The sequence below is a fragment of the Nocardia sp. NPDC047038 genome, assembly GCF_040644075.1.
Taxonomy (GTDB): Bacteria; Actinomycetota; Actinomycetes; order Mycobacteriales; family Mycobacteriaceae; genus Nocardia; species Nocardia sichangensis.
The window spans coordinates 311,020-329,464 of sequence record NZ_JBEYVQ010000002.1 but is presented as its reverse complement, the minus strand read 5'-3'; the positions used below and the strand labels follow the sequence as shown (position 1 = coordinate 329,464).

Annotated in this window: 18 protein-coding genes; 8 read left to right on the top strand and 10 right to left on the bottom strand. The window is 69.4% G+C overall.

Annotated elements, in window-relative coordinates; genetic code table 11:
• Positions 1 to 28: 28 nt before the first annotated feature.
• A complete protein-coding gene (locus ABZ824_RS09765; protein WP_355071518.1) occupies positions 29 to 682 on the bottom strand; it encodes a response regulator transcription factor in 654 nt (217 codons plus the stop codon).
• Positions 679 to 2,049, bottom strand: a complete 1,371-nt coding sequence (locus ABZ824_RS09760; protein ID WP_356962843.1) for a sensor domain-containing protein — start codon at positions 2,047 to 2,049, stop codon at positions 679 to 681. Before ABZ824_RS09760 ends, ABZ824_RS09765 begins: the two co-directional genes overlap by 4 nt.
• 92 nt (positions 2,050 to 2,141) lie before the next feature.
• Between ABZ824_RS09760 and ABZ824_RS09755 the strand changes: the two genes are divergently transcribed.
• From ABZ824_RS09755 to ABZ824_RS09745, 3 genes are all read left to right on the top strand, one after another.
• Positions 2,142 to 2,477: a DUF4190 domain-containing protein gene (locus tag ABZ824_RS09755; RefSeq protein WP_356962841.1), complete on the top strand. Its 336-nt coding sequence runs from the start codon at positions 2,142 to 2,144 to the stop codon at positions 2,475 to 2,477.
• 37 nt (positions 2,478 to 2,514) lie between these two features.
• Positions 2,515 to 3,207 carry a TrmH family RNA methyltransferase gene (locus ABZ824_RS09750; protein WP_355071522.1) on the top strand — a complete coding sequence of 231 codons (693 nt, stop codon included), beginning with the start codon at positions 2,515 to 2,517 and terminating at the stop codon, positions 3,205 to 3,207.
• A 271-nt stretch (positions 3,208 to 3,478) separates the two neighbouring features.
• A complete protein-coding gene (locus ABZ824_RS09745) occupies positions 3,479 to 4,564 on the top strand; it encodes a glycoside hydrolase family 76 protein (RefSeq protein WP_355072107.1) in 1,086 nt (361 codons plus the stop codon).
• Between the two features lie 7 nt (positions 4,565 to 4,571).
• On the opposite strand, the gene ABZ824_RS09740 is transcribed toward ABZ824_RS09745, so the two are convergent.
• The gene (locus ABZ824_RS09740; protein WP_356962840.1) at positions 4,572 to 5,270 is read right to left on the bottom strand and encodes a DedA family protein; all 699 of its coding nucleotides are present in this window, start codon (positions 5,268 to 5,270) and stop codon (positions 4,572 to 4,574) included.
• A gap of 5 nt (positions 5,271 to 5,275) precedes the next feature.
• Complete coding sequence (locus tag ABZ824_RS09735; RefSeq protein ID WP_356963478.1) at positions 5,276 to 5,932, bottom strand: VTT domain-containing protein; 657 nt, start codon at positions 5,930 to 5,932, stop codon at positions 5,276 to 5,278.
• Positions 5,933 to 6,230: 298 nt separating this feature from the next.
• Here ABZ824_RS09735 and fbaA point away from each other — a divergent pair, with 298 nt between their 5' ends.
• Both fbaA and ABZ824_RS09725 read left to right on the top strand, forming a co-directional pair.
• Positions 6,231 to 7,265, top strand: coding sequence for a class II fructose-bisphosphate aldolase (gene fbaA, locus ABZ824_RS09730; RefSeq protein ID WP_355071525.1), 1,035 nt, complete (start codon positions 6,231 to 6,233; stop codon positions 7,263 to 7,265).
• Positions 7,266 to 7,296: 31 nt separating this feature from the next.
• A complete protein-coding gene (locus tag ABZ824_RS09725; RefSeq protein ID WP_355071526.1) occupies positions 7,297 to 8,415 on the top strand; it encodes a BTAD domain-containing putative transcriptional regulator in 1,119 nt (372 codons plus the stop codon).
• Here the strand turns inward: ABZ824_RS09725 and ABZ824_RS09720 are convergent.
• Together ABZ824_RS09720 and ABZ824_RS09715 are read right to left on the bottom strand one after the other, a co-directional pair.
• A complete protein-coding gene (locus tag ABZ824_RS09720; RefSeq protein ID WP_356962838.1) occupies positions 8,412 to 8,738 on the bottom strand; it encodes an excalibur calcium-binding domain-containing protein in 327 nt (108 codons plus the stop codon). The genes ABZ824_RS09725 and ABZ824_RS09720 overlap by 4 nt on opposite strands.
• Positions 8,739 to 8,772: 34 nt before the next feature.
• Entirely contained in the window at positions 8,773 to 9,138 is a 366-nt protein-coding gene (locus ABZ824_RS09715) for an excalibur calcium-binding domain-containing protein (RefSeq protein ID WP_356962836.1), read from the bottom strand.
• A 281-nt stretch (positions 9,139 to 9,419) separates the two neighbouring features.
• Between ABZ824_RS09715 and ABZ824_RS09710 the strand changes: the two genes are divergently transcribed.
• Positions 9,420 to 10,886, top strand: coding sequence for a DUF4185 domain-containing protein (locus ABZ824_RS09710; RefSeq protein ID WP_356962834.1), 1,467 nt, complete (start codon positions 9,420 to 9,422; stop codon positions 10,884 to 10,886).
• A gap of 10 nt (positions 10,887 to 10,896) precedes the next feature.
• Here the strand turns inward: ABZ824_RS09710 and ABZ824_RS09705 are convergent, their stop codons facing one another.
• Positions 10,897 to 11,958, bottom strand: coding sequence for a fused (3R)-hydroxyacyl-ACP dehydratase subunits HadA/HadB (locus tag ABZ824_RS09705; protein WP_356962832.1), 1,062 nt, complete (start codon positions 11,956 to 11,958; stop codon positions 10,897 to 10,899).
• A 98-nt stretch (positions 11,959 to 12,056) separates the two neighbouring features.
• Positions 12,057 to 13,292, bottom strand: coding sequence for a hypothetical protein (locus ABZ824_RS09700; protein ID WP_356962830.1), 1,236 nt, complete (start codon positions 13,290 to 13,292; stop codon positions 12,057 to 12,059).
• 1,563 nt (positions 13,293 to 14,855) lie between these two features.
• On the opposite strand from ABZ824_RS09700, the gene ABZ824_RS09695 reads away from it, so the two are divergent.
• Positions 14,856 to 15,299 (top strand): DUF3151 domain-containing protein, encoded by a 444-nt coding sequence (locus ABZ824_RS09695; RefSeq protein ID WP_355071537.1) that lies wholly within the window; start codon positions 14,856 to 14,858, stop codon positions 15,297 to 15,299.
• 72 nt (positions 15,300 to 15,371) lie between these two features.
• Complete coding sequence (locus ABZ824_RS09690) at positions 15,372 to 16,508, top strand: FUSC family protein (RefSeq protein ID WP_355072111.1); 1,137 nt, start codon at positions 15,372 to 15,374, stop codon at positions 16,506 to 16,508.
• A gap of 311 nt (positions 16,509 to 16,819) precedes the next feature.
• Here ABZ824_RS09690 and ABZ824_RS09685 read toward each other — a convergent pair whose 3' ends face one another.
• Both ABZ824_RS09685 and ABZ824_RS09680 read right to left on the bottom strand, forming a co-directional pair.
• Positions 16,820 to 17,596 (bottom strand): site-2 protease family protein, encoded by a 777-nt coding sequence (locus tag ABZ824_RS09685; protein WP_356962829.1) that lies wholly within the window; start codon positions 17,594 to 17,596, stop codon positions 16,820 to 16,822.
• Positions 17,593 to 18,252 (bottom strand): hypothetical protein, encoded by a 660-nt coding sequence (locus ABZ824_RS09680; protein WP_355071541.1) that lies wholly within the window; start codon positions 18,250 to 18,252, stop codon positions 17,593 to 17,595. Before ABZ824_RS09680 ends, ABZ824_RS09685 begins: the two co-directional genes overlap by 4 nt.
• Positions 18,253 to 18,445: the final 193 nt, after the last annotated feature.

The following is an 18,445-nucleotide window of genomic DNA, read 5'->3' as shown; positions in this document are numbered from 1 at the left end:
CATAACGTGCCGACAAACCACAGCGCCGTCAGCCCTTGAGTCGCAATACCGCCAGAACCCTGCGGTGGTGGGTGTCAGAGGGCGGTAGGTCGAGCTTGAGGAAGATATTGCCGATGTGCTTTTCCACCGCCCGCTCGGTGACGGTCAGGGCGGCGGCGATGGCGCTGTTGGACAGGCCTTGGGCCATCAGCTCGAGCACCTCGCGTTCGCGCGGGGTGAGGCGGGCCAGCGCATCCTGCTGACGTGAGGCGCCCATCAATTGACTCACCACCTCCGGGTCGAGCGCGGTCCCTCCGGTGGCCACGCGGTGCAGCGCGTCCACGAAGTCACGGACGTCGGCGACCCGGTCCTTGAGCAGGTAGCCCACGCCGCTCGCGCCACCGGCCAGCAATTCCGTGGCATAGCGGGTCTCGACCCACTGGGAGAACACCAGTACGCCGGTCATCGGGTATTTGCGGCGCAATTCGATGGCGGCCAGAAGCCCCTCGTCGGTGTAGCTGGGCGGCATCCGCACGTCCACCACGACGACGTCGGGGTTATGTGTGCCGACCACGTCGGCGAGAGTGGTCGCGTCGCCGACCATGGCGACCACCTCGTGGCCGCGTTCGGTCAACAACCCGGCGAGCCCGTCGCGCAGGATGGCGCTGTCCTCGGCGATCACGAGGCGTAGTCCGTCACTCATCGTGACCCCGCCAGCGGCAGCAGAATCGTCACCACCGTCGGCCCACCGGCCGGGCTGTGCACGGTCAGCGTCCCGTCCACGGTGCGGGCCCGCGCCGCGAGGCCGGACAACCCGCTGCCCGCGCCGAGCGCGCCGTCGACGGGCGTCATCACGCCGCCGGTACCGTTGTCCCGCACTGTTACCGCGATCGTCCGCCCGTCACCCGGCAGCGCCGAGACCCACGCGCTGGTGGCCCGCGCGTGCCGCACCACGTTCGTCAGCAATTCGGCCACCGAGAAATACGCGATCGCTTCGATGGCCGGAGTGGGCCGTTCGGGCAGATGCACCCGCAGCTGCACCGGCACCGAGCAGCGCGCCGCCAGCGTCTCCAGCGCCGGTCCGAGCCCCAATTCCAATGCGGGCGGGTGGATTCCGCGCACCAGTTCGCGCAGTTCGGTCAGCGCCTCCTTGGAACCCGCGCGCGCCTCGGCGATGAGGTCGCTGGGATCGCCGCCCGCGGCCAGCCGATCCTCCGCACGGCCCAGCGCCATCGCGATGGTGACCAGTCTGGCCTGAGTACCGTCGTGCAGGTCGCGTTCCAGTCTGCGCAGCGTGGCCGCGGAGTCCTCGACGGCGGTGCGCCTGCTCTCCTGCAACTCGGTCACTCGGCGATCGCGGGTCGTCGCGCCGAGCAGCGCGATCGTCAACAGCCCGTGCAACCAGCAGACGCCGCGCAGCAGCCAGGGCAGCGCCAGGCAGCCGAGCACCCCCACCAGTGCGAACGCCAGCACTTTCGGCCAGCTGTCGAGGTAGAGATCGCCGAACTGGACCATCGACTGGTGCTCGACACCGTTCTCGTCGACATTCGTCGGGCGGATCAGTGCCCATGGGATCGGGGAGAGCGCGGTGAACATGGTCATCGCCACCGCGACGAGCACCAGGTAACCCACCGCGACGCCGAGCACCGCCTGCGCGAGCAGGAACAATGCCGCTCGCCATGCCGCCCGATCGGTGAAGGCGCTGCGGAAGAATCCGATCAGGCCGGACGCGGGTGCGAACGGCGGGGGCGGCGCGACGACGATGCCGAGCAGATCTTTGGCCAGGGCGCGGTAGATCCGGCCCCACAGCCGTCCGCCGAGCAGCACGCCTGCCAGCACCGGCAGGCCGATGACGGTGATCGCGAGATACAGCCCGCCGCCGAAGCCGAGGAACAGGTAGGCGACGGCCAGGCAGCCAAGCACGAAAACGGTGAGAACGTAGACGAGTTCCTTCCAGAACCGGGCGCGCACGGGTGCGAGCAGGACCGATCGAAGGACATGCTCTTCCGGTTCCGGCGCACTGGCCGGCGCGTCGAGCACGAGGGTCGGTTCGGTGTGTGTCTCGGTCATGGAATCCATGGTGGTCGCGGCGATTCCGGGGGTCGATGGAGCCGACCGCCGAAAAAGTGGTGTAGGCAGCCACACCTACTACGATCCTGCTGATGAGCTACCCGCCGCAGCCGCCGCCGTACGGCTATCCAGCCTATGGGGCCTACGGAGCACCGGACCACCCGCAATCCACCACGATCTTGATCCTGGGCATCCTGAGTCTCGTGCTGTGTCAGTTCATCGGACCGTTCGCGTGGGTGATGGGCAAGCGGGCGCTCAACGAGATCGACGCGTCCGGTGGAACCATCGGCGGCCGGGGGAATGTCAACGCGGGATACATCTGCGGCATCATCGCGACCGGGCTGCTGTGCGTGAGCCTGCTGTTCCTGCTGTTGATGTTGGTGCTCGCCCTGGTCGGCGTGTTCGCGGGAAGCTCGTCCGGCTACTGAGCCACGCGTCGCGGGCGCGGTGCCCGGAATTAGCATCATGAAGGTGAGTCACCCAGCGCCGGACGCGGCGGAGCAGGATCTACCCGGCCCGACGGAGTGGGGCGAGCACCCCAACGGCGTCGGTCCGTGGGCGAGCGAGCACGCCGAGCCGCCGCCGGATGATCCGCGCCTCGATCCCGAACTGCTGGCCGGTGGCGACCGCCGCAACGTGGTCGACGCCTACCGCTACTGGAGCCGCGAGGCCATCGTCGCCGACATCGACCGGCGCAGGCACCCGTTCCACGTCGCGATCGAGAATTTCGGGCACGACGCGAACATCGGCACGGTGGTCCGCACGGCGAACGCCTTCGCCGCCGCGGCCGTGCACATCGTCGGGCGTCGGCGCTGGAATCGCCGGGGGGCCATGGTGACCGATCGCTACCAGCACATCCGCCACCACGCTGACATCGGCGAACTGCTGGCGTTCAGCGAGCGCGCGGGCCTGACCGTGGTCGCCGTCGACAACGTGCCGGGTTCGGTGCCGCTGGAGACGGTCACGCTGCCGCGCGCGTGCCTGCTGCTGTTCGGCCAGGAAGGCCCCGGTGTCACCGACCACGCCAAGCAGGCCGCCGTGATGACGGTGTCGATCGCGCAGTTCGGCTCGACCCGCAGCATCAACGCGGGTGTGGCCGCCGGGATCGCCATGCACGCCTGGATCCGGCAACACGCCGATCCGGCGACCGCATGGTGAGTGCCGGACCCGCGCACGATCGTCTGAGCTGGCGATCTTCGCCCCCGGAAGCCCACCGGCACGATTCCACATCGCTTTCGTAACAAATCGGGCGCATAAATGCGTTCTGGCCTGGCACCATTGACCCATGACCTCGCGGAGCGACGATATCGAGGTGCCGAGCGTGGAGCACGCCGAGACGGGCTCCGCGGCACCGCGTCCGCCGGCCGGCCGGGCACCGGCGGGCCGGGAGGCCGTCGCGCCGGCGACGCTGTGGTCCGAACGGGCCGATATGGCCGAATCGTCGATCATCTCCCGGCATCTGCGCGCGCTGTGGGCGCTCCCTGGCACCGAACTCGGTGTGGTCGGCTGGCCGGCGACCAAGCGGGAGCGAATCTTCGGCGCGTGGCACTACTGGTGGCAGGCGCATCTGATCGAGTGCGCGACCGACGCCGCGAATCGGGCGCCGACTCCGCTGCGCCGCAGGCGAATCGCCGCGCTGGCGCGCTCACACCGCATCCGCAACATCACCGGCTGGACCAACCGCTACTACGACGACATGGCCTGGCTCGCCATCGCGCTGGAACGCGCCGAGCGCACCCAGGGCACCGACGTGCGCAGTGCGCTGGTCGCGCTGGAGAAGCAGCTGCACGACGGCTGGCAGCCGCAGGTCGGCGGCGGCCTGCCCTGGCGCATCGGCTCGGACTACTTCAACGCGCCCGCGAACGGTCCTGCCGCGATCGCGCTGTTGCGCCTCGGGCGCGTCCAACGCGCTCAGGAGATGTCCGACTGGCTGGACGCGACCCTGCGCGATCCGGAGACCGGGTTGATCCTGGATGGCATTCACCTACCCTCCGGCGAGATCGAGCGTCCCGTGTTCAGCTACTGCCAGGGTGTGGCGCTCGGCCTGGAAACCGAACTCGCCGTGCAGACCGGCGAGCCCAGGCACACCGAACGCGTGCACCGGCTGCTCGCGGCCGTCGAGGAACACATGACCACCGACGGTGTGGTCGACGGTGGTGGTGGCGGCGACGGCGGCCTGTTCAACGGCATCCTGGCCCGATACCTGGCGCTGGTCGCGGTGATGCTGCCGGGCGAGGACGCCCAGCAAATCGCCGACCGCCGCGCGGCCGCCGCTATCGTCACCGCGTCCGCCGAGGCGGCGTGGGCGAACCGGCTGCAAGTCGAGGGCGAGCCACTGTTCGGGCACGACTGGAGCAAGCCCGCGCGCCTGCCCGGCGGCAGCGCGGGAGCTGGTTACCTCACCTCCGGCGGCTCGGTCACCTCGTCGAAAGTGCCGGGACGCGACATGTCGGTGCAGTTGTCCGGCTGGCTGCTCATGGAGGCGGCCTACCAGGTCAGCGCCGCTGGGCTGTGACCGAGGATCAGCCCTCGGGCTCCAGCACGGCGCCCGGAGCCGTTTCCAGCGCGAAGTCCTCGGCGGGCTGCGACATCTCCTGCCGGTAGTGCCGCACGCCGAGCGCCGTCCCGATGATCAGGCCCACCACCAGCGTGCCGATCACGATCGGCATCAGCCATTGCACGCGCTGCAGGAAGCTGCCCGCGTAGTACCCGATGAGCAACAGCACCGGCGCCCAGACGATCGCGCCGATCGTGCTGGCGACTGTGAACTTGCGGTGGTCCATCCGCGCGGCGCCTGCCACCGAGGGGCACAGGGTGCGCACCCACGGGATCCACCGGGCGATCAGCACCGCGACGAAGCCGTGCCGATGCAGCAGCTCCGCGACGCGTTGCAGGTTGCGGACGTTGATGTATCTGCCGTTCTTCCTGGCCACCAGGTGTCGTCCGGTGCGGTGCCCGATGACGTAGCCGACCTGATTGCCCGCGATGGCCGCGACCATCGCGCCCACCGACAGCGCCCAGACGTGCGTCTCACCCGAGGCGTGCGACGCCATCACGATGCCCGCGGTGATGAGCATCGAGTCACCGGGCAAGAACAGCCCGAGGATCACCGCGCACTCGAGGAAAACGAAGGTCAGCACCACCGTCCAGACGAGCGCGGGGCCCGCCGACAGTAGCGGATCGAAACTGCCCACGGCTAGGGGCGACGATTCCGTCGTCACCGGCTTCAGCGGGTGGACTCGCTGGTCGAGGCGGGCAGCTTCGCCTCGGCCTGCTCTTGCGTCTGCGCATTGCGGCCGAGCAGCTTCTTCGCCACCGCGCTGATGCCGGGCAGGATCGACACGAAGACGATGAGCAAGAAGATCGCCTCGACGTGGTCCCGGATGAACGCGACGTTGCCCAGGAAGTAGCCGAGCACCGTGACACCGCCGCCCCACAGCAGCGCGCCGACGATGTCGAACGCGACGAACTTGCGGTAGTCCATCTTGGAGACACCGGCCAGCACCGGCATGAAGGTGCGCACGATCGGCACGAAGCGGGCCAGGATGATCGTCTTCGGCCCGTGCTTTTCGAAGAACTCGTGCGTTTGCGTCACGTAGTGCTTCTTGAAGAAACGGGTGTCCTCTTTGTGGAACAGCGCGGGCCCGATCGCCCGGCCGATCCAATACGCGCACTGGTCTCCCGCGAACGCGACCAGGACGACGGCGGGCACCAGCACCCAGATCGACACCGGCGGATTCGGCTGCGCGGCGAGCAGGCCGCCGGTGAACAGCAGCGAATCGCCGGGCAGGATCGGGAACAGCAAGCCGGTCTCGATGAAGACGATGACCAGGATGGCCGGCAGCACCGCGTCCTTCAGCCACGTCTCCGTGAGCAGGTGCATCGGATCGAGCAACTCGGTCAACGCGAGGTTACTCGTCACCGATTCTGTCGCTGCCTGCAGAATCACGTGGCCTCCTGTCCCGATACGGCTGGCCTGCATCGCTTGCCACCGCGTCGGAAGCTGCCAGCGCAAATTACCGGCCCCACAGTACCGGCTCCACCTGAAAAAGCTCGTGCTGTGCGCAAAATTACCGGCGGGTCAACTGCGCACTCCCTCCCTGCATACCAGGCGAAACACCACTGCCTTAGGGTGAAGGCTGACAAAATAGGTCTTTGCCGCACAACACGGAGGTCTTACAGTGCCCATCGCGACTCCGGAGGTCTACGCCGAGATGCTCGGTCGGGCCAAAGCCAATTCCTTCGCATTCCCGGCCATCAACTGCACGTCGTCGGAGACGATCAACGCGGCCATCAAGGGTTTCGCGGACGCGGGCAGCGACGGCATCATCCAGTTCTCCACCGGCGGCGCGGAATTCGGCTCCGGCCAGGGTGTGAAGGACATGGTCACGGGCGCGGTGGCGCTGGCCGAGTTCGCGCACGTGGTCGCGGCCAGGTACGACGTGACCATCGCGCTGCACACCGACCACTGCCCGAAGGACAAACTGGACTCTTTCGTCCGTCCACTGCTGGCGATCTCCCAGGAGCGGGTCAACGCCGGCCAGAACCCGCTGTTCCAGTCGCACATGTGGGACGGTTCCGCGATTCCGATCGACGAGAACCTCGAGATCGCCAAGGAGCTGTTGAAGGCCACCCACGCCGCGAACATCATTCTCGAGGTCGAGATCGGTGTCGTCGGCGGTGAGGAGGACGGCGTCGAGGCCGAGATCAACGAGAAGCTCTACACCTCGCCGGAGGACTTCCAGAAGACCATCGACGCCCTCGGCGCGGGCGAGAACGGCAAGTACCTGCTCGCGGCCACCTTCGGCAACGTGCACGGCGTGTACAAGCCGGGCAACGTGGTGCTCAAGCCCGAGGTGCTCGCCGAGGGCCAGCGCGTCGCGGCGGCCAAGCTCGGCCTCGGCGCCGACGCGCAGCCGTTCGACTTCGTCTTCCACGGCGGTTCGGGCTCGCTGAAGTCCGAGATCGAGGACTCGCTGCGCTTCGGCGTGGTGAAGATGAACGTCGACACCGACACCCAGTACGCGTTCACCCGGCCGGTCGCCGGGCACATGTTCGCCAACTACGACGGCGTGCTGAAGATCGACGGCGAAGTGGGCAACAAGAAGGCCTACGACCCGCGCAGCTACCTGAAGAAGGCCGAGGCGTCGATGTCGGCGCGTGTGGTGGAGGCGTGCAACGACCTGCACTCGGCCGGACGCTCGATCAGCGCCTGACCCTGATACACCCGTCAGGGGCTTGGTGCACATGAGTTTGGATGTGCGCGTGCTCGGGCCCGTGCGGCTGCTCGTCGGTGGTGAACCGGTGGCCGTCGGCGGGCCCAAACCGCGAGCTCTGCTCGCCGCGCTCACGGTGAATCGGCGGCGCGCGGTGTCGTCGGCCGCGCTCGCCGATCTGGTGTGGAACGAGGAACCGCCCGACGCCTATGCCGCCAGCCTGCAGGTCTTCGTCTCCAACATCCGCAAGGCGCTGCGTAATTCCGGGGTGGACCCGGCGACGGTGCTGCGCACCGAGTCGTCGGGCTATCGGTTGGAGATCGACGAGACCGCGTGCGATCTGGGACGTTTCGAAGCGGCCCGGGAGGCGGGCGCCCGTGCCGCCGAGGCGGGTGATCACGCCGGGGCGGCGCAGCTGTTCGGCTCCGCGCTGCGCGAGTGGAGCGGCCGGGCGCTGGCCGATCTGGCCGGATTGCAGTTCGCCGACGGGTTCGCCACCGCCATGGACGAAGAGCGGTTACTGGCCGCGGCGGCCCGGATCGACGCCGAGATCGCTTGCGGGCGAGCGTCCTCGGTGATCGGCGAGCTGGTGGCGATGACCAACGAGCACCCGTTGCGCGAACCGCTGTGGGGCCAGTTGATCACCGCGCTGTATCTGTCCGGACGGCAGGCGGACGCGCTGGAGGCGTGCCGGAAGGTGCGCGGCGTGCTCGCCGACGAGCTCGGCATCGACCCGGGGCCGGCGCTGATCGACCTGGAGCAGCGCGTGCTGCGGCAGGAGCCGCTGAGCACGGTCGAACTCCGGCAGGTCGAGCGCCTGGCCGCGGCGATGACCGAGACGGTCACCGAGGTGCCGCGTGCGGTGCGCAGCGGTCAGCTGCGGATGCCGGACGGTCGCGTGGTGGCGATCGCGCAGGGCGGCCTGCGTATCGGGCGGATGACCGACAACGACTTGGTGCTGGAGGACCCTCGGGCCAGCCGCTACCACGCGCACATCATGCCGAGTCGCTCCGGTCTGCTCATCAAGGATCTGCATTCGGCCAACGGCGTCTACGTCAACGACGACGCGATCGACAGCGGCGTGCTGCTCGCCGACGGCGACCTGATCCGGATCGGCGCGACGATCCTGACCTTCCAGGCGCTGCACTAGTCGCAGGCGATCCCGTCGCCGTCCCGGTCCAGCTGGGCGTTGAAGCCGGGCTGCCCGCGGTACAGCGGCCCGGCGCCCTCGGCGCGCACCTGGTCGCAGTCGGTGTAGATCTTCGGCGACCGCTCGGCGGGTTCTTCGGGTCGCTCGCTGTCCCCCTTCGGCCCGGTCCGGTTGTGCGGGATCGGATGGTCGTCGTGCGGTCCGGCGATCGCGGCGGCCGGGGGCGGGACGGCGGACGCCGCCGACGGCACGAGCGCGCACGCTCCGGCCGCCAGCAGCGCCGCCCCGATCGCGGGTGCGACGCGGAGAACTGACTTGGTCACGTCTCCATCCTGCTCCCGAAGCGTCCGGCGCGCCTCACTCGCAAGCGATTCCGTCGTTGTCCCGGTCCAGGTGGGGGGCGTAGCCCGGCTGTCCGCGCCGCAGTGGGGCCTTACCGGCGTTGCGGACCTCCGTGCAGTTCTTGTAGTAGGGACCCAGGGGCGCTTGCGGTGGCAGGTTGTTCGGCGGCGGCGGATTGTTCGGGGCCGGTGGATTGCTCGGCTGCGGCGGAGTTTGCGGCGGTGCCGCGTGCGGTTGGCAGAACTGGGCGGATCCGGAGCCGCAGAGCAGTTCGGTGAGTGGATCTGCCGCCGCGACGGGCGACCCGAGGGTGACAACGGCGGTGGCGAGCAAACCGGCGGAGCCGATGCCGAGCACGGCGCGCAGGAGTGTGTTCTTCATGTGATCCGTTCTTGGTCGGGGCCGGGCATGATGGAACATGCTCGGCGGCAAAGGGTTCGAACTAGGCGCGGAGTCCGCTCCGGGCGGCCACTCTCCCCGACTGGAGTCGTCGCGAAATGGACGCTAGCAAATCCAGGGCGTTTCACCTTGCAAATGAAGCAATTTCGTCCTATTTATTAGGCGTGTCGTTCTGACAGCCTTCGAAAGGCGAACGGGGTAGGGTCGTTCCGCTGGTTCGTCCTCGCAAGATTCGTGTCCGCAAAGGATTTCGAGGGGTTGCTATGGCGATGCGAATGCTCGCCGCGGTCGGTGCGATCGTGGTCGGCGCGGGAATGCTCGTCTACGCCGACGGGCCTGCGGCCGCCGCGCCCGAAGCGGCGGGCCCTCTCGCGGGAGTGGGTCCGTGCGCGACCGACCCGGTGGCGACCCACGAGCCTTTGGTGCCGAAAACGCTGGAGGTGCCGATTCCCTATCCGGTGATCACCGTGCTCCCGCCACAGCTGCCGGAATCCGCGCCGAAGCGAACGCGGATGGAGCTCCCGCCGGATCCCTGCGCGAATCCCTGCCCGGATCTCACCGATCTGCCCGGCGCGCCACCGAGTCTCGCCGGACAGCTCGGGATCCCCGAAATCCTGCTCAATCCCAAACCGTTCCACTTCGCGATCCCCGGCCCCGGCCCGGACCCCGGTCAGGTGCCCCCACCACCCGCGCCGGTGCGGCCGCCGATCGAGCCTGCGGCGCAGTCACCGGCTCGCCCCGCGCCGCGGCTCGGCCCAGCTCGCGAGGTGGCGAAGCTGACCGGCGCGAACTCGGTGAACCGCACCGACAAACGCTGGCAGGTGGACGGCACCGACCTCGGCATCATGTGGGAGAGCGCACCGGGCGAGATCGCGACCGCGTTCGGCGACACCGTCGGGCGCGGCTTCCATCCGCCGGGCGGCATGGGGCTGGATTGGCGCAGCAACGTCCTCGCCTTCAGCACCGACCGGGATCTCGCCGACGGGGTGACCTTCGACCGCATGGTGACCGACGACCGCTGCCACGCGGCCGAGGTGCTCTCCAGCCGCAAACTCGACAATGTCGAGGTCACCACCATTCCCACCTCGGGTTTCGCGCTGGGCGAGCGACAGTATCTGAGCTATATGTCCATTCGGACCTGGAACAGCCTGCCCGGCACGTTCTTCACCAACTACGGCGGCATCGCCTACTCCGACGATCACGGCCAGACCTGGACGAAGGACCCGCACGCGCGCTGGGACAACATCTTCGGGCTGGCGAATTTCCAGGTGAGCGCGATGGTGCCGCACGGGGGTTACGTCTACATGTTCGGCACGCCCAACACCCGCCTGGGCGCGGTGGGCCTGGCTCGGGTGCCCGAGGACCAGCTGCTCAACACCACCGCCTACCAGTATTGGCGGGATGGCGCCTGGACCCCCGTCGGTGGCTTCGGCTCGGCCACGCCGATCGTGGACGGTCCTGTCGGTGAACTGTCGGTCCGCTACGACGCCGCCCGCGAGGTCTGGCAGATGAGCTATCTGGACACGACGAAGGCGGCGCTGGTCGTACGCGAGGCGGACACACCGCAGGGCGTGTGGTCGGAGAGCACGCCGACGGTGTCGGCGCTGAGCTATCCGGAGCTGTACGGAGGCTTCATCCACCCGTGGTCTTCGGGTACGGATCTGTACTTCACCATGTCGACCTGGAGTGACTACAACGTGTACCTGATGCACTCGGTCGTCGGCGAGTGAGCCGCTCGGGTCAGCGGAGCCGGACCTCGGCCAGCGCGCGACCGAACAGCTTGCGACCCTCGGACGAGCCGCCGAGCAGGATGGTCGCGGTGCGCGCGGCGGCGTCCAGCGACTTGATCCGGCCGGTGAACTCCACCGTGCCCGCCGCGTCGGCGGCGACCGGAACGAAGCCGGAGAAGCGCACGCTGAACTTCTGGATCGCGGTGGGATCGCCCAGCCACGAGGTGAGATAGTCGCCCGCCAAGCCCATGGTCAGCATGCCGTGCGCGACCACCGTCGGCAGCCCGGCCAGCTGTGCGGCGTGGTCGCTGAAGTGGATCGGATTGGCGTCGCCGGACACGCCCGCGTAGTTCGCCAGGTCGCCGCGGGTCAGCTGGAACGCACGGTCGGGCAGCTGATCGCCAGGAGCGAGCTCATCGAAGGCGGGCAGCGTGTGCACGGGCGTGGACTCGTGCTCGACCGGCTCCACCAACGGGCTGACGCCGAGCGAAACCAGCACATCGTTGTGCGCGGGGTCGGTACTCCGGGATTCGACCGGGCGCCCGTGCATCATGACGTTCTCGACGATGTCGTCGAGCGTGTCGTCGACCTCGGCTCCGCGGCGCGCGACGATCGTGGTCGACCCGACGATGGCGACCTCGCCGTGCTGGTTGCTCAGGGTGAAGCGCACCAAGATGAAGTCGTTGTCGCCGAACTGGCGGATCGATTCGATGACGATCTCGCTACGCATCCGGTCGCCGGCCAGGATCGGGCGGTAGATCTCGAAGACCTGATCGGTCTGCAGGAACTGGGAGAGGTCGTACTCGGTGAGCACCGTGTCGAGCAGCGCCCTGGTCCCGGTCATCCCGATCACCGAGGCGAAGGTCGGCGGCGCGATGAGCCCGGGATACCCGAGCGCGCGTGCGTCGGCTTCGTGCTGGTGCGCCGCGTGGTGGTTCTGTACCGCGCGGGCGAATTCCCGGACCTTCTCCCGGCCGACCTCGTAGTGGTCACGCACCCGGAATCGCTGTCCGATCGGCGTCACCGGGACGACATCGATATCCGGCCGCGCCATCGTCTGCTCCCTGCTCATGATCCCGGCCATGCTACTGCCGGACCGGACCATTGACCAGGTGAGTGTGACGTGCGTGACCGGCATCGATGCGTGGCGGCTATCACGCCGCCAGGTGGTTACTGGCTGCTGGAGGGCGGATCGCAGACCTTCCATCCGTCGTCCGTGCGCTGCAGGTCGAAGGTGCGTGCGGACCGCTTCGCCGGGTCGGCCTCGGTGTACACCGTGGCCTGGGCGATGGCGGTGGCGTCGGTGATGCGGATGGCGTCGATGCTGTCCACCACCGGGATGTTCTTGCGTTCCATCGACAATTTGTGCACGCCGGCGAACTGGTCGCTCGGAATGCCCTGATAGAAGTCGTGCAGCGGACCGCAGGTGGTGGAGCGCAGCGCGTCCAGATCGCCGCTCTTCAGCGCGTCGGTGTAGCTGGTGATGGCGCTGCGCACCTGAGCCTCGGGGGAGTCGTCGCCGGACATCGTGACAAGCGACACGATCACCGCGATGAGCGCGATCACCGCCACGGCCGCCGCGCCGAGCACGATCAGCCGTCGATCGGGCCGAGTGGGACCGGTGGCGGTCGCACCGGCGGCCTGCGAAGCAGGGGGGATCCGTTGCGGCGGCGCGACGGGCCGGGTCTGCGGCGCACGCGGACCCCCCATCGACTGCGCGGGCACGGTCTGCTGGACGTCCGCGGGGGACGGCGCGGTCGCCACCTGTCGCGGTCTGCCGCCGGGACGCTGCGGCGACGGGCGGGTGTCCTCGACGCCGGGTCCGTGCTGCGGCGGCGCGGCAGGGCCGTGCGGGCCGGGCTGTTTGGGACCGGGAGCCGGACGCGGCGTGCTCGGCGGCTTGGTGACCGGTACCGGACCCGCCGGTGGAGTGACCACGCGATCGGTGCCCGGCCTGCCGCCGTCGCCGGGGCGCTGGATGGGCAACGCGACGGTCTTCGCGTCGTCCAGGCCGACCACCGGCATCGCCATCGTCACGTCATCCGAACCGGGCGGGTTCTGCGCCTCGGCTGGGGTGGATTCGCCGGTCCGCTCCGGCGCGGGAGCCGGTCCGGCCGACGGCTTGCGTATCACGACGGTCGCGGATTCGCCGCCCCCCGGGATCGCGGTGGTCTCGGCCTCAGGCTTGCCACCGGGCGGAGTAGAGGCACCGGCGGTGTCGGGCGGCGTACCCGGGGTCGTCTCGGCCGTCGCCGCGTTCTTCGAGGCGGCCGCCGGTCCTGCCTTCGCGCCGGAGGCGGGTGCCTTGTCCGTCGCTGGTCGATCCGGCTGCGCCGGTGCGTCTTTCGAAGCGGACCCACTCGCGGGGGCCGCACCGGACGGAAGCTGATCCCGTTTGATCACCACGGTGCGCGACTGGTCCGGAGCGGAACCAGGCTTCGAGGCGCTACCGCCGGTCTCCGGCGCGGACTCGCGCTCGGGCGCGGCCGTTTCCGCATCGGTGCCCGATGCTGGGCGTGAGCTGGATGTGCCTGGCCCGGAGGGTGCCGGTGCGCCGCCCACCTTCCCTGCCGGGCTGTTCGCCGGTCTGGGACGAGCTGTGTCTCTGGTGCCGGGCGTGTTCGATGCGGCCGGGGCGGAGGGCGTTGGTGTGCTGCCGATTTTCCCTGGGGTGTTCGCCGGTCCAGATGGAGCAGTGCCTTTGGTGCCGGGCGTGTTCGATGCGGCCGGGGCGGAGGGCGTTGGTGTGCTGCCGATTTTCCCTGGGGTGTTCGCTGGTCCGGAAGGGGCTGTGCCTTTGGTGCCGGGTGCGTTCGATGCGGCCGGGCCATTGGGTGCTGGTGCGCCGCCGGGTTTCCCTGCCGGGGTGTTCGCCGGTCCGGAAGGGGCTGTGCCTTTGGTGCCGGGCGGGTTCGATGCGGCCGGGCCATTGGGTGCTGGTGCGCCGCCGGGTTTCCCTGCCGGGGTGTTCGCCGGTCCAGAAGGCGCTGTGCCTTTGGTGCCGGGTGCGTTCGATGCGGTCGGGCCGGAGGGCGGCGGTGTGTTCCGGCTGGCTGCGACTTGCCCCGCAGGTGGTTTCGCGGCTGGTTGCCCCGCCGGGGACGGCGCGGAAGAAGCAGGAGGGTTCGGCTTACCGGTACCGCCTGCTGACGCCGCCCCAGCGGCCTTCGCCGCGCTCGAGGGACCGGCGGCAGATGTGCTTTCGGCGCTGGTCCCACTGGTCGCGTTGGACCCAGCCGGGGTCCCGGCCGCTCGGGGGCTCGCGGCTGCGGGCCGGTTGGTGGCATTCGCCTGGTTGCCAGGGGTCTTCGGACCGCCGGACGCTCCGGACTGCGTCGAAACCTGTGGCGCGGGACCCGCGGGTGCGGAGCCGCTCGCATTGGAAGCCGGTGAGTTCGTACCGCTCGCTGGACCGTTGGCCGGTTTCGTGCCCGCCTTGGCTGTGTTCGCGTCCTTCCCGGGGACCGGACCGCCACCGGGAGCCTGTTTCGGTTGGCCGCCAGGGGCTGGACTACCGGTGCCCGCGCCGGCCTTCGATCTCGCCGCGGAAGCATCCGAGGCGGCTGCTGCGGCGCCGCCGGACGGCGTCGCACCCGGTCGCTGCGCCTTGGCGATGCGCTCGGTGGGGGCAGCCGACGAAGCGGAACCGCTTTTGCCCGAGGCGGGGATACGTTCGGTGGCGGCCTCGGGGCGTGCGTCGGCCCCGGCAGCGTCGGCCGGTCCGGCGCTGTCTCGCGCCGTGCTCTTCTCGTCGTTCGGGTCGGACACGCACACCCCTCGCTAAGCGGAACTGTTTGAACTCGACGGCCAGCCTAATGGGCGCGGCCCGGCGAGGTCCGGCATCAGCCCACGTCGAGCCGAACGAATGCCGGCCCGTCACCTGACCTCCGTGTTCGGCCTACGCCGTGACGCGAGGAGGCGAGGCGGTCGCCTGTCGAGCAAACCGTCGTGCGGTGCACAATGAACCGCATGACCTCGTTCGGTGACCTGCTCGGACCGCAACCGGTATTGCTACCAGAACTCTCCGACGCCGAGGACGCGCTCCTCGACGGCGCCGATCCGGTGCGGGTGGCGGCCGAGCACCCGGCCGCCTCGATCGCCTGGGCGCACCTCGCCGAGGCGGCGCTGTCTCGTGGCGAAGCCCAGGACGAGGCGGTCAACCACGACATCGTGGCCGCGTACGCGTTCGCCCGCACCGGCTACCACCGCGGCCTCGATCTACTGCGCCGCAACGGCTGGAAGGGCTTCGGTCCCGTGCCGTGGAGCCACGAACCCAATCGCGGCTTCCTGCGCAGCGTCGGCGCGCTGGCCCGCGCCGCCAAGGTGATCGGCGAGACCGACGAGTACGCTCGCTGCCTCGATCTGCTGGAAGACTGCGACCCTCAGGCGGCCGCGGAGCTGGGCCTCGACTGAGTCGTAGTGATCGGAGCACCGCGTAGCGATTCGATGGTAGGTAGCGGCCGGGTGACGGGTGCGTTCGACCCGATGTCCCGCTTCGGCGTGGCCCGCGCGAGCGGCATGGCGAGGCTACGCACCTCGTGGGCGCGGCTGCGCCGGTCGGCGCTGCCGATCATCCAGTGTTCGGTCGGCGCCGCGCTGGCCTGGTTCCTCGCGCATCACGTCATCGGCCACGCGCTGCCGTTCTTCGCGCCGACGGCCGCCGTGGTGTCGATGGGCATCTCCTTCGGCGCGCGGCTGCGTCGCTCGGTGGAACTGGTGGTCGGGGTTGCGGTCGGCATCGGCATCGGCGATCTGTTCATCTCCCACGCGGGCACCGGCATATGGCAGATCGCGCTGGTGGTCGCGGTCGCCATGGCCGCGGCGGTGTTCCTGGACGGCGGTCCGGTCATCACCGTGCAGGCGGCGGGCTCCGCCGTGCTGGTCGCCACGTTGCTGCCGCCCTCGGCGGGCGGCGGTCTCTCCCGCATGATCGACGCCTTGGTCGGCGGACTGGTCGGCGTGGTGGTGGTCGCCGCGATCCCCCTGCATCCCGTGCGCAGGGCGCGGACGCTCGCCGGGGACATCCTCGCCGTGATGGGCAGATCGATCACCGAATGCGCCGACGGACTGCTCGAACAGGATCCGGAGAAGGTGCACCGCGCGCTCACCGCGATGCGCGCCACTCAGCCGCAGATCGACTCCTTGCGCGCCACCCTGGAAGGCGGCCGCGAGATCAGCCGGATCTCGCCGTTGTACTGGAACTCCCGTCCCCGGCTCGAACGCATCAGAGCCACGGCGGATCCGCTGGACAACGCCATCCGCAACACCCGAGTCCTGTTGCGGCGCTCGCTGACTCTGGTGCGCGACGACGAAATCCTCCACCCCGGTTTGATCGACGAGGTGGAGCGCCTGGGCCAGGCCGTCGACGTGGTGCGCCGGATGATGCTGGCCGACCCCGGCGACCAACCCGACCGCGCCGAGGCGGCCCGCGTACTGCGCTCGGTCGCGAAGGGCGCGCGCCCGGAACTGGTAACCGGCGCGGGCCTTTCGGCGCACGTCGTCTTCGCGCAGGTACGTTCGACGCTGGTAGACCTGATGCAGGTGTGCGGCGTGCAACGTATCTCGGCGATTGCCCTGCTGCCGCCGACGGTCAAGAACCCCTACGTGCGGCCCGAGGTCTGAAGCCCTACTACTCAGCGGTATTCGGACATTCTTGCCTGCCACCGTGGTCCGATTCCGGTGCGGCGCGCCGGAAGTTCGATCTTCGGGTAGTCCGCTACTCGGGTTCCGCGCGTCATCCCGCCGTAGTTTTGCGATGTGACCGCGAGTCGCGGGGTATCGCGGTCGACCACTTCGCACGTGGACGAAAGGACCTTCCGGCCAAGGGGTGTGGCAGCCGGAAGGGGGGCGGATCGGAAGCGGCGAAGAAGCGGGGCCGCCCGGCAACCCGACCGGGCGGTCCCGCGCCCACGTGTACGGCGAGTCGCCGGAGATCAGGTCCAGAACCGAGTCAGGTAGCCGCCGTAGCGCGACCAATTCGACGGAACACCGGACAGTTCGAACAGCGCGTACACCGCGTCGAAGAACACCTGATTGATCGCGGGCGTGAACAGCAGCGCGAACAGGATCAACATGCCGAACGGCTTGAACTGGTCGAGCGAGCGCCGGGTCTGGTAGCTCAGCGACGGCTCGACGATGCCGTAGCCGTCCAGTCCCGGCAGCGGGATCAGATTCAGCAGAGTCGCCGTGATCTGCAGGAAGGCAAGGAAACTGACGCCGAACCAGAACGCGGGATGAGTGGCCGAGCTGCCCCAGATCCGGACGGCCGCCAGCAGCAACACCGCGCACAACGCGTTCACGGCGGGCCCCGCGCCGCTGATGATCCGCTGCGTGCGCGGCGCGACATTGTGCGTGTGCACGTAGACCGCGCCGCCGGGCAAGCCGATCCCGCCGAGCGCGATGAACACCATCGGCAACACGATCGACAGCAGCGGATGGCTGTACTTCAGTGGGTTGAGCGTCAGATAGCCGCGCAACTCCACTTCGCGATCACCCGCGCGCCACGCCGAGTACGCGTGCGCGAACTCGTGCAGGCACAGCGAGACCACCCAGCCGAAGACCACGAGGACGAACACACCGGCCTTGGCTCTGGTGGAGTCCAGCGGGGCGTCCCAGGCCAGCGCGCCGCCGACCGCGGTCACGACCACCACGAGCAGGAACACCGGGCTCGGCCGGACCGCACGCGCTCTGCGGTTGGTCGGGAAACTCATCGCACCAGCAGCCAGGGTTCGTGATGGCGGTAGAAACTCGAGCGCGGCACCGGGCGATCGGTGCGGACGCCGTCCCTGGTCACGATGGCGCCTGGCGTGCCGAGCTGCGCCGCTCGCCCCTCGACCCAGCGCCGTTTGCGGAACCTTCGCCGCACGGCCGCCCGCACCCCGGGCGGTTCGAGGCACGGCGAGACGAGCATGGCCGTCACGTCACCGGAGAACAGCAGGGTGTCGTCGACATAAGCCTCACCCTCGAGCCGCTCGCCGCCGATGCCGGTGATCACCGCCCGGCCCGCGAGCACCTTGCCGGTGTCGTCGCGAACCAGTGGCGTCTCGACGGCGCTGCCTCCGATGGCGCGCTTGGCGGCGGCGTTGCCGGTGCCGGTCTGGTAGGCGCGTGCGGCGTAGGTCTTCTCGACCGGCACGTAACCGATCTCCACGTGCAGGCGCTCGGTGCGCATCAGATGGGTGAGCACCGCGGCCAGCGCGGCGTCCTCACCCAGCACGATCAGGCGCGGCAGGCTGTCGGCGGCCAGCACGGGAAGCAACTCGTCGATCACGGCGGGATCGGGGATGGCGGCCGTCTGGGTGGTCGGCAGCGCCGCGAGCGCGATGGGTACGGGGGCGCCGTCGCAGCGGAGAACATGGGTACTCAAGCTGCCGTACACCCTCCTCGGTTCGAGCCGACACCGTCGGGCCCCTCGCCATTGGCGGGCGAACCCGAGCCGCGGCTCGCCCGTGCCCGCCGCGCTGCCGCTCGGCGTGCCGTGCAACCTTAGCCCTGCCCGGCCGCGACCACACGGTTGTCGAGCCTACGACGAGATGCGCTGCGATGCCGCCGGGGACGGG